10 protein-coding genes are annotated in these 10,599 nt (G+C 65.8%); all 10 read right to left on the reverse strand.

The annotated features are described in order from the left end of the window. Nucleotides 1-15: 15 nt before the first annotated feature. The gene (locus A5747_RS10710) at nt 16-768 is read right to left on the reverse strand and encodes a mammalian cell entry protein (protein WP_076123840.1); all 753 of its coding nucleotides are present in this window, start codon (nt 766-768) and stop codon (nt 16-18) included. Then, nucleotides 735-1,289: a mammalian cell entry protein gene (locus A5747_RS10715; protein ID WP_076123843.1), complete on the reverse strand. Its 555-nt coding sequence runs from the start codon at nt 1,287-1,289 to the stop codon at nt 735-737. Before A5747_RS10715 ends, A5747_RS10710 begins: the two co-directional genes overlap by 34 nt. Next, entirely contained in the window at nt 1,286-2,272 is a 987-nt protein-coding gene (locus tag A5747_RS10720; RefSeq protein WP_076123845.1) for an RDD family protein, read from the reverse strand. Before A5747_RS10720 ends, A5747_RS10715 begins: the two co-directional genes overlap by 4 nt. Further along, a complete protein-coding gene (locus A5747_RS10725) occupies nt 2,269-3,105 on the reverse strand; it encodes an Mce protein (RefSeq protein ID WP_076123848.1) in 837 nt (278 codons plus the stop codon). Before A5747_RS10725 ends, A5747_RS10720 begins: the two co-directional genes overlap by 4 nt. Then, nucleotides 3,075-4,628: an MCE family protein gene (locus tag A5747_RS10730; RefSeq protein WP_076123850.1), complete on the reverse strand. Its 1,554-nt coding sequence runs from the start codon at nt 4,626-4,628 to the stop codon at nt 3,075-3,077. Before A5747_RS10730 ends, A5747_RS10725 begins: the two co-directional genes overlap by 31 nt. After that, nucleotides 4,622-5,773, reverse strand: a complete 1,152-nt coding sequence (locus A5747_RS10735; RefSeq protein ID WP_076123852.1) for a virulence factor Mce family protein — start codon at nt 5,771-5,773, stop codon at nt 4,622-4,624. The genes A5747_RS10730 and A5747_RS10735 overlap by 7 nt, the downstream gene beginning before the upstream one ends. A 65-nt stretch (nt 5,774-5,838) precedes the next feature. Further along, entirely contained in the window at nt 5,839-7,455 is a 1,617-nt protein-coding gene (locus A5747_RS10740) for a virulence factor Mce family protein (protein ID WP_076123854.1), read from the reverse strand. Then, on the reverse strand, nt 7,452-9,041 hold the full coding sequence (locus tag A5747_RS10745) for a virulence factor Mce family protein (protein WP_076123856.1): 1,590 nt from the start codon (nt 9,039-9,041) through the stop codon (nt 7,452-7,454). The genes A5747_RS10740 and A5747_RS10745 overlap by 4 nt, the downstream gene beginning before the upstream one ends. Continuing rightward, entirely contained in the window at nt 9,038-10,078 is a 1,041-nt protein-coding gene (locus A5747_RS10750) for a virulence factor Mce family protein (protein WP_076123858.1), read from the reverse strand. Before A5747_RS10750 ends, A5747_RS10745 begins: the two co-directional genes overlap by 4 nt. Further along, a partial coding sequence (locus A5747_RS10755) for an MCE family protein (protein WP_198938166.1) occupies nt 10,075-10,599 on the reverse strand: 525 nt, incomplete at its 5' end. The genes A5747_RS10750 and A5747_RS10755, both read right to left, overlap by 4 nt.

Consider the following 10,599-nt stretch of genomic DNA (forward strand, 5'->3'; position numbering starts at 1 on the left):
GTCTTTCGGCCCGCGCTACGGCCGGGGCGTCAGATCCAGGGAGGTGATGGTCGTCATCCTGGTCACCAGCCAGCGCCCCTTCACGCGCTTCATGAACAACCGATAGGACAGGTACTTCAACGCCGGGATGTTCTTGGTCAGCGGGCTGGTGGACGTGGTGTTGGTGTACACGATGACGACGGCGTTCGGGTCATCCAGCGATTCCACCGCCGCGCCGGTGACCTGGGTGCTGTTGGTCACTTTCGCCTGCTTGTTGGGCGCCACGATCGAGTCGACGAATTTGCGGTACTGGGCTTCGAAATCGCCGCTGAGGTACGTCGCGGCGCGATCGGCCAGGCCGTCCATGTTCTCCGGGGTGTAGGTCCACAGGGTCGTGATCGCGTTGGCCGCGGTCCGGGCCACCTTGAGTTTGGTTGCGGCGGTGGCACGGTCGGTCAGGTAGGGCTGCAGGGTCGAACCCGCAAACGCCGCGGAACCGACGAAGAGCACCGCCGCCACCGCGACGGCAATGGCCCTGCCCTTTCCGCCGAGTCGCTTGAAGCGGAAGCGCTTGGCCTTGGTCGTCGCGGCGGTCTCGCCGGCCTCGCCGGCCTCGGCCGCCTCCTCGTCCGAGGTCGCTTCTGTTGCCGCAGAGTCGGTTTCGTCCTGCTCGACGGAATCGTCGCTCTGAGCTTCCTTGGTTACCTTGGCCACCTTGGCTTCCGGGGTTTCCGAAGTTTCCGAGGCCTTTTCGGTCAGATCACCTGCAGCAGGTTGCTGATCTTCCACTGCTTCCCTTCCTGCGTTGCGGTTACCGTCCACCGATTCGTGTTCTCGATTACCTGCTTCTCATCCGGCGACTTGGACGTGACCGCCGTCGCCACCATCACGGTGACGGTGCCGTCGTCGTTCCAGCGTTCGACGCCGGTGCCCAGGACGGTGCCCGTGGCGGGTTCGGCGCGCGCGACCTGGAGCAGGATCTCGTTCGCCTTGTCGGTGTACTGCTTGGCGAACTCACCCGTCGCTTGGGCCAATATCCGGTCTACGTAGTTGTTGGCGTGAAAGGGATCGATGGAGGTGAACTCCGTCATGAAACCCGTCACGTAATTGAGCACCTGGCGGTCTTTCGACGCCTGCTGTTCGGCGGACTGATGAGAGATCAGCATCAGGGTGGAGACCGTGACCGCCGCCGCCATGACGAGCGCGGCAACGGCGATCATCAGCGGGTACGCCCACGGCCGGTACGACGTCGGCGGCCGCGCGACGAGTAGCGAGTCTTCGCCCGGCGCAAACTTGCGGCGCGGGCTCATTTCCCGTTCCCGGGCGGTTTCGGTTTGGTCAGGACGGTGAGGTCGTCGACGAGCCAGCGGTCGTTGCCGCCTTTGGCGAAACTCACGCGCACTGTCGCGCTGATGTAGCGCTGCTCGGGCCCCACGCCGCGCCGCCCCTGCATGAACAACAGCATCGTCGCCCGGTCCGGCGTCGCCGATTCGATGGAGCCGTCGGTCACCCAGTACTCGTTGATGACCGGGTTGCCTTTTTGGACGACGTCCTGCTGTTCGGCGAGCTTGTGCCGATATTTGTCGGTCGCCAGCGATTGGGCGCGGGAAAAGTCGTCGTGCAGCGACTTCGGGTCGTACGTGAGCATCTGTGCGACGATCTTCGGCCCCTGCACCTGGATCTGGGCCCTGGTTTGTTCGCTCTCCCGATCGCGGGAGTACACGACCAGATAGCTCACGCCGACGCCCGCGACGCACACCGCCGCGGCGGTGATCACCGCGACCGCGCTCCAGCGCCGCATGTTCGGCGGCCGCCGATCCGGTTCGACCCAGCGGACCTCGGTGCGCAGCAGCATGTCGGCGAAGGTGCAGCCGCGTGAATCCCAAAGCGGCCATAGCCATCCCACCACCGACACGGTGTCGAGGAGATGAGCCAGGTCGCGCAACAGCAGCCCCCACACCCCGATGGGCTCGCCGTCGCGGCGTAGCACCGTGATGCCGTACCGCGCACGCCCCAAGCTCCAGCCGACGACGCTCGGCAACACCAGCCGGTTGACCAACGTCAGCAGGATGGCCACGCCGAGGACCGAGACGCACACCCACCACCAGACCGGGTGCTTGCGGACGGTCAGCGCGGCCAACGCCATCGTCGCCACCACGGCGGCGCCCGGAAGCACGTCGAGTGCGAACGCACCCGCCCGGATGTGCCAGGGCGCCAATGCATTTCGCGGTGGCTCCGGGACTTCCGCCTTGGTCTGGGTCTTAGCCTGAGTCTGCTCGACCACCACCGTCACTTCGTCACCTGGTCGAGCTTGGCGATCTTGTACTGCCCCTCCGCGGTCGCCATCGTCACCCGCAGCCGATACCCGGTCTCGTTCTCCGACTTGTCGCTGGCGACCTTGACGCGCATCGCGACGAGTACGTCGATGGAACCGTCTTTGTTGTTGCGCTCCACCGCCGCACGCACATCGGCCACCTGCACGTGGATGTTCGAAGCCTGGTACGCCTGGACGAGCATGCTGGTGTACAGCAGGGCTTGGGCGCGGAAAGCGTCTGTGCCACAGTCGATGATCTTCTGTTCGCTCGCGACCATCGCGTTGGTGTCCGGCGCCTGGGTCGCCGAAACACACTCGATCGCCGCTTTGAGCGCCGCGGCGTTGTTGCGCGCGATCGCCTGGCTGTCGTGGTGGTAGCGCAGGGCAAGGTAGCCGCCGGCCCCGATCCCCCCGGCGGCCAGGACCAGCGCCGCCGCAATACCGGCCACCCAGCCCCGACGACCCAGCCGCGACGGGCGGCGCTCCACGGCGGTATCCCCGCCCTCGACGGCGGCGTCCTCGGATTCCTCCGAATCCCCGGCGGTCACTTCAGCGGCGAGCTGGTCCGCGTCGCCCTCGGGCTCCGCCTCGTCCGTCACCTCGGGCTCCGCCTGCGCGGTCACCTCGGCGCTGGTTTCGTCAGCCTCGGATTCCGACGAATCCTCGGCCGCCACGTCGGTGCTGGTCTGGTCGGCCTCGACCTCGGATTCCTGACGGTTCTTCCGCCCTGGCCTTCGGGAGAGCCTGCGCAGACGACGAGCAATCGGCATCGGTGGGGGGTTCAGCCGGCCGGCGCCAGCATCTCCTTCCATCCGTCGTCTCCTGTTTTTGTCGAGTTTTCGACGGACCATTTAACTCCGTCGGGCCCTATCAGTTGACCGCTCTGCGGACTGTATACCGCCGACGGGGGGCCCCCGCCCGGAGTGTAGACACACGGGTTGGGCTGCTGTCCGTTGCACGTCACGGTACCCGATCCCGGCCGCGACAACGGGTCGCTGGTCGGCGGGGGCGTCCCGGCGACCCGGTCCGAGGGCGCCGGGTTCATTCCGTTGTTGATCGACGGTGCCGGGATCACCATGCCCGGCCGCACCGACTGGTCACAGCGCGCGGCGGGCGCGGGGCAGGTCAGGATCTGGTTCGGGTCTCCGTACCAGGGGTTGGTTCCGGCCGGGACGTACGGCCTTGGGTCGCGGCACTCCCGTGGCGTGGCGGCCCGCTTACCCGGGATATCGACGCAGGGAATGTTGCGCGATCCACGCACGCTGTTGGCCGGCGTGTCCATCGGGATCTTGCAGTAGGTGCCCGACGGCAGCGGCACCATGTTGGTGTCGGCCGGGGACCGCCATTCCGACGCCGGAACGAAACCCGTGAGGCAGGGCGGCGGCCAGTTGATCGACAGCCCCAGGTCGAGCGCCGCCTGGTTCGGGAACGGCGCGCCCACCGTCTGCGCGATCGACGCACCCTGCGGCAGGAACACCAGAACCTGTTCCAGACCGGTGTGGTAGCGCTTGAGCAGGTCGAACACCACCTCGAGGTTCGCCAGCGTCTGCGGTAGCGAATCCCGGACATCGTTGAACACGTCGTTGACCTGATCGGCGGTCGGCGCCGCTTGGGACAGAATGCTTCTCACGTGCTGGTCGTTCGCGGCCGACTGCGCGGCCAGCGTGTTCAGGTTGCGCGCCCAACGCTCGATCGCGTCATTCGAATTGACCTGGCTGTCGAGGATCGGCCCGGAGTTCTGGATGATGTCGTTGACGTTGGTGATGTTGGTCCTGAAGTCGCCGACGATCGCCTGCGTGGAGTCGACCAACCGTTGCAGGGCGGGCCCCAGCCCGCCGACCGATTCCGCGGTCTCGTCCAGCAGCTGGCCGATCTTGTCCTTGGGCAACACCGCAAGGCCCCGGTTGGCGGTGTCCAGCGCCGGCCCGATCTCGGAGGGCACCGTGCCCTTGGAGATGGTCTGGCCGTCCGAAAGGAACTTGCCGGGGTTTCCCGGCGACACCAGGTCCAGATACTGCTCACCGACCGCCGACACCGAGTGCACGTTGGCGATCGCGTCGATCGGGACCTTGTAGCGGCTGTCGATACTCAGCGTCGCTTCGGCGCCGTGTTCGGTGGGCTCGACGTCGGTGACCTTGCCGATGGTGATGCCGCGATAGGTCACGTTTCCCGTTGGATACAGCCCGCCCGAAGCCGGCAGCTCGGCCTTGAGCGTGTACCGACCGACACCCATCAGGCTGGGGATCTGCAAGTAGTAGATGCCCAGCACACCCAGCGAGATCACCGTCAGGATCCCAAACAGAATGAGCTGGCGTCGAACGAAGGGGGTCAGCATTGTCCTCGCTCCGCCCTTTCCACCAGCGGTCCGCCGGGCGCGTCATTCGGGTTCGGCGTGTAGCGGACGTCGGGGATCATCGTCTCGGGGTCGCGCCCGAACGACTGCTCGAGTGCGCGCAGTGCTCCCGACAACCCGGTACCGGTGAGGAACGCGTTGTCGATGGCGCTGTAGGTCAAGTCGAGGGTCAGCGACACGTTCATGTAGTCACCGCGGACCACCTTCGGCACGCTGTCGATGTCGAACGGCTGCGTGAGGATCAGCTTCAGCGCGCCGATCAGCATCGGTGACGCACGGCCGAGTTCCCGCAACGGGCATTGCAGCGATTGCAAATCCTGATGCAGGGGTCCGCGCGCCTCGGACAGGTACTGGTCCGCTGCCTGGCTGAGGCGTCCCACCGAGTCGACGGCGTTGATCAGCAGCTGCTTGGTGTCGGCGAAATGCTTGATCAGCGGCGGGATGTCGGTCAGCACGCGATCCAGGACATCCGCACGGGCACCCACGTAGACCAACAGCCGGTTGGTGGAATCAATCGCGTGGGTGATGTCGTCGCGCTGCTGATTGAGCTGGTTGGTGAAGGTATCCAGCTTGCCGAGGAAGGCCCGGATCTGCTCCCCGCGCCCATTGAAGATGTTGAAGACCTCGTTCTGCAGCACCTCGAGGTTCGGAATGCCGCCACCGCGCAGGATCAACGACAGGCTGGCCAACGTCTCCTCGGTGGTGGGAAACGCGGACGAATTCTTCAGCGGAATCGTGTCGCCGGGTTTCAGCTGCTGCGGCGACGGGTTCGGCGGTGCGGCCAGCTCCACGTGCTGAGAACCGAGCAACGAAGTCTGGCCGATCTTGGCGGTGGCGTTCTTCGGCAGCTTGACGCTCTTGTCCAGACCCAGCGTCAGCGTGGCCACCCAGTTCTTCAACTTGATTTCTTTGATCGAGCCCACCAGGACGTCGGCCACCATGACCTTGCTGTTGTTGTTGATGGCCAGCGTGTCCGGCATCTGCACATAGATCGTGTATGAACCCGACCCGCTACCGGGACCGCCCGGAATCGCCACATTGGAGATGCCACGCCAGCCGCACGAGCTCAGCACCAGCGCGGCCACCAGCAGCACCAGCCCCTGCCAGGACCGGTGGCGGATCAGCACCGTTGCGCGCCTCGGTGTCCAACGGTTCGGCTTTCCGTTCGCGCGAACCGCGCTCACGTCGCGCCTCACTGGCCACCTCCCGTGTTAGCAGGCACCGGCGGCCCGCCGGCGTTGGGCGCGGGCGCGGCCACTGGCGCCGGGGTGGGGGCTACGGGACCCGGGGCCACGTCAGCTCCCGGCGGCGGCGGTGGAATCGGCACCTGCGGCGGGTTCTGGCCGATGACCGGCAATATCGGGTTCTCGTCGTAGGAGTTCGGCGGTCCGGGCGGCGTCTGCAGGGTCGACTGGACGGGCTCGATGTTCGGCCCACCCATGAGCTCGGCCAACGATTCCGGCGTCATCAGGTCCGCGGTGATCGGCCCCACCTGCTGCCCCTGCATGCCCGGGGCGACAATCCAGCCGTGCTGCGTGTTGCGGTGCGAGGTCGGGGTGTCCGGCGACCAGATCCCGGGGACGGTGGTGTCCTTGTATCCCGGCGGCGGCTGCAGCCGCGGCTCGGAGTAGGCGATCTCCTTGGGCAGCGTCTCGGCGGTGCTGAACAGGTTCAAACCGAACGGCGGGTAGTTGAACTTGATCGCGTCGAGGATCGGCGCCAGGTACTGCGCACACAACTCGGCGGACTCTTGATAACCGAGCCGGCTGCCGGCCTGAATCGAGCTGCAGATGAACTGCATCGGGTTGGCGAAGTTGGTGATGGCGGGAATCGCGACAACCGCGCCGTGTGACGGGTGGTAGATCTGGTTGATGTTCGCCGCGGCCGTCGGAGTGACGTGCAGGGCGGTCTCCAGCCCGTTCAGCGAATCCGGTTGCAGGATTGTGCTCGTCGCGGTGGCCAGGTTGTTGATGTCGGTGGTCAACACCTCGCGGTTCTTGTCGAGGAAGGGCCGCACGGTGGAGAGCAGGCCGTCGAACTGCTGCAGCGCGTTGGACAGGTCGGTGTCGTTTTGCGCGAGCCGGCCGGTGACATCCGCCAGGTTCTGGTTCAGCGCGACGAACTGCTGATCGTCTTGGTGCAGAGCGTTGACGAATAGCGCAAGGCTGCGCACCACCGCAAAGAAGTCGCCCCGACCCTCATTGAGGGCGGTCAACGCCCGCGACAGGTTGTTCAGCGTCGTGTTGATCTGCTTGCTCTTGCCGGCCAGCCCGTTGGCGAAGGACGTGATGACCTCGCCGAACGGCCCCGTCGGCTGCTCTTTGGTCGGGCCTAGCTTGGAGATGATGTTGGTGATGCTGTTGCGCAACTGGTCCCACTCCACCGGGACCTGGGTGCGCTCCTCCGGGATCACCGCGTTGTCGCCAAGCACCGGGCCGCCCTTGTAGACCGGCTCCAGCTGGATGGCCCGCGAGGCCACCAGGGTGGGGTTGAGGATCACCGCGGACGCGTTGGCGGGAACCTTGTACTTGTTTTGGTAATGGAAGGTCACCTTCATCTTGTCGCCGGTCGGCTCGATCTTGTCGATCGAGCCCACCGCCAGACCCATGATCTGGACCTTGTCGCCCGGGTACAGCGCGTTCGCCGCCGGGAAATAGGCGACCACGGTGTTGTTGGTCAGCTTGTCGTAAAGCCGCCAGCCGACGTACCCGACGACGAGCGCCAGCACCACCACCAGCGACCCGACAATCAGCGTCGTGCGCGACATCTTGGGTAGCCGCAGGTTGCGGATGTCAAAGACGGTGCTCAATTCTGGGTACCTCCCGTGACCCCGCTACCTCCGGCTCCGCCCGGATTGATGAACGGCGCCGGCAATTGGTTGCCCGGCCCGGGCGGTGCCGGCGGACCCGGCGGCAGGGCCGGCGCGAAGGTCGACGGCGGCGGCGTCGGCCCGGCCGGTGCCAGGTTCTCGGTGCGCGCACCCGGCGGTGCCTGCTGCGGCAGCGGCACCGGGGTTCCCGGAACGTTCGGCGGCGGGTCGCCCGGTCGCCCGGCGATCGGCATGCCCGGTGTGGGTGGCAGACCGTCGGGGTTAGGCGGCGACGTCTCGACGTCGACCGGCGCGGGGAAACCGACTCCACCGAACGGTCCGATGGCCGCACCCGCGCAGGGCAGCGGATTCCACGGCCGCGGCAGACCCTCGTCCCCGACGGTGATGTTGCCGCCCGGATTCGCCGGACTGTACGAACACGGTGACCCGGGTCCGACGGCCGGTCCCGGATGATCCGGGGTGCCCTCCAGCACCGGCGGCGCGGGCGGCGGCGCACCGTTGGGGAACCGGGTGCCGTTGGGGTCCGGCCAACGGAACGACGGCAACGCGGCGCCGCGCCAGAAGTTCTCCGGGTCGATCCCGCGCTTCTTGAAAGCGGCGTCGACCCACGGCTGAACGATCTGGTACAGGGCCAGGTTGTGCAGGACCACCTTGAAGAATGGTCCCGACGCAATGGCCTCGTTCAGCGACGGCAGGAACATGCCCACCTCGGTGAGCCCGGCAGCCAAATCGTCCTTGCGCTGCACCAGGATGTCGCTGAGCGTACGCAACTGTTCGAGCACGTGGTTCAGGTTCGGGTTGTCGTTGATGAAGCCCTTGACCTGCTCCGAGAATGCGGCGACGTTCGCCAACAACGCGTTGATGGCCTGGCCGCGTTCGTTGAATGCGGCCAGCAGCGTCTTCGCGTTGACCAGCAGTCGGTCGACCTGCTCGCTGCGGTCACCGAGGACGCTGGCCACCTGATTGGCCTGGGCCAGAAGATGTTTGACCTCTTCGTCGCGTTTGCCGATCGTGTCGGAGAATTTGGCCACGCCCTCCAGCGCTGGGCTCAGGTGCGGGTAGGTCTGATCAATGGTCTGCGACAGCACGTGCAGTGACTCTTTGACGGTGTCGATGTTCCAGCCCTGGGCAGCCTTGGTGACGTCGAAGAACGCGTCGTAGATCTGATACGGGGTGGTGCTTTGCCCCAGCGGCAGTGTGGCGCCGGGCCGCAATTGCTGGTTGCCGCGCGGCTCGATCTCCATCACCTTCCTACCGAGGATGGTGTCGGTGCGGATCGCCAGCCGGCTCTCGCTGCCAATCGTGTTGGTGCCGATCGAGAACTTCATCACGACGTGGTCACCGTCGATCCGCAGGCCCTCGACCTTGCCGACGTCCATGCCGGCGATGCGCACCTTGTCGCCGACGGTGATTTGACCGGAGTCGGTGAACTGCCCGTAGTAGGCCGGCCTGGCCATCAGCATCGGGACATTCGTGAAGCTTTGACCCACGCCGATCGCGAGCACCGTCACCACGATGCCCATGAGCCCGATGCGTAACCGATTCGGAGGTTCCAGCGATCTCATTGCGGCGTGCACCTACCTGTCGGCTGCTGGAAAAGCCGGACCGTGCGGATGGGCCCCCCGGCCTGTAGGCCGTTGATCTTCATCGTGATGTCGCAGGCATAGAAGTTCACGAAGTCGCCGTAGGACCCGATGGCGCGCCCGATCATGTTCAACCCGGGCGGCACCTTCTTGAGGTAGTCCTGCAGTTGGTCCTGCTGGTCGATGAGCGGCTGCTGGACGGCGTCCAGGTAGTTGAGCGTCTTGTGCAGCAGACCGCGGTCCTCGGCCAGCAGATCGGCCACCGTGCCGGCGGCATTACTGATGTGGGCGGTCCCGCCCGCCAACTGGTCACCGTGGTTCTTCAGCCCGGTGATCAACACCTCGAGGTTGTTGATGGTCTGGTCGAACTGCTGGCGATGCCGAACCGTGGTGTCCAGCACGATGTTCAAGTTCTTGATCACCTCGCCGATCGCCTGATCGCGCTCCCCGAGCTGATTGGTCAGTTGCGCGGTGTTGTCCAGGATGTCGTTGATGGTGCCGCCCTGACCCTGGAACACGGTGATCAGCGCCGACGCGATTGTGTTGACCTTCTCCGGGTCCAGCGCCCGGAACAGCGGCTTGAAACCACCGATCAGTGCGTCCAGATCCAGCGCCGGCGAGGTGCGAGACACCGGAATGAAGCCACCCGGCGGCAGGATCCGGTCGGAGCCCTCGCCCTCGCCGCGTTTGAGCTCCAAATAGCGGTCACCGATCAGGTTGAGGTAGCGGATTTGCGCGGTCGACGACTGATACAACGGGACCGAGCGGTCGACGTTGAATTTCACCCGCACCCGCTTACCACCGTCGACCAGCTCGACCGAGTCGACCTTGCCGATCTCCACGCCGGAGGCGCGCACGAATTGGCCCTGCCGCAGCCCGCTGATGTTGATGAACTCCGCCGAGTACGCGTTGGTGCGGTCGAACCTCATCTGGCCGAACACCACGACGATCATCACAGTGAACAGCAGCAGCACCAACGAGAAGATGCTGAGTCGGACGATGGTACCGGTGATTTTCATGGGTTGATCGTGTTATCCCCTACCTGACGGCCCCACACGTACTCCATCGCATAGGGCGAACCGGTCTCGATGTGGTTGTAGGGCGCGATGCTGTTGCCGGTGTCCATCACCAATTCGGGTGCGGGCCACAGATCGTGGGTGATGTGCTGCCAGCAGCCCGGCGCACCCCCGGGTCCACCGCGGGCGTTCACCCGCGGCAGGTTTTCCGGCCAGGTGTAGGGGTTCGGCGCCCCGCCGACCAGCCCGGCCAGGCCGCCGAGCATCGATGCGATCAAGACGACCCCCGACAGTGGGTTCAGGATTGCGCTCAGCCCCGACAGGGCCTCGGTCTCCGTGTTCAGCGAGTAGCCGTTGCCGCCCAGGTACGTCCGGAGTTTGGGTTCCTCGTCGTGGTAGTTGCGGATGGTGCAGAACAGCTCGGGGCTGTAGGTGTCCAGCAGCTGTGCGGTGGGCACCAGATCCTCGGCCCCGCGCGCCAGATACGGCCCGCCACGCTGGAAGATATCGGCCCCGGTGTTACC

Source organism: Mycobacterium sp. IS-836 (assembly GCF_001954275.1).
Classification (GTDB): Bacteria; Actinomycetota; Actinomycetes; order Mycobacteriales; family Mycobacteriaceae; genus Mycobacterium.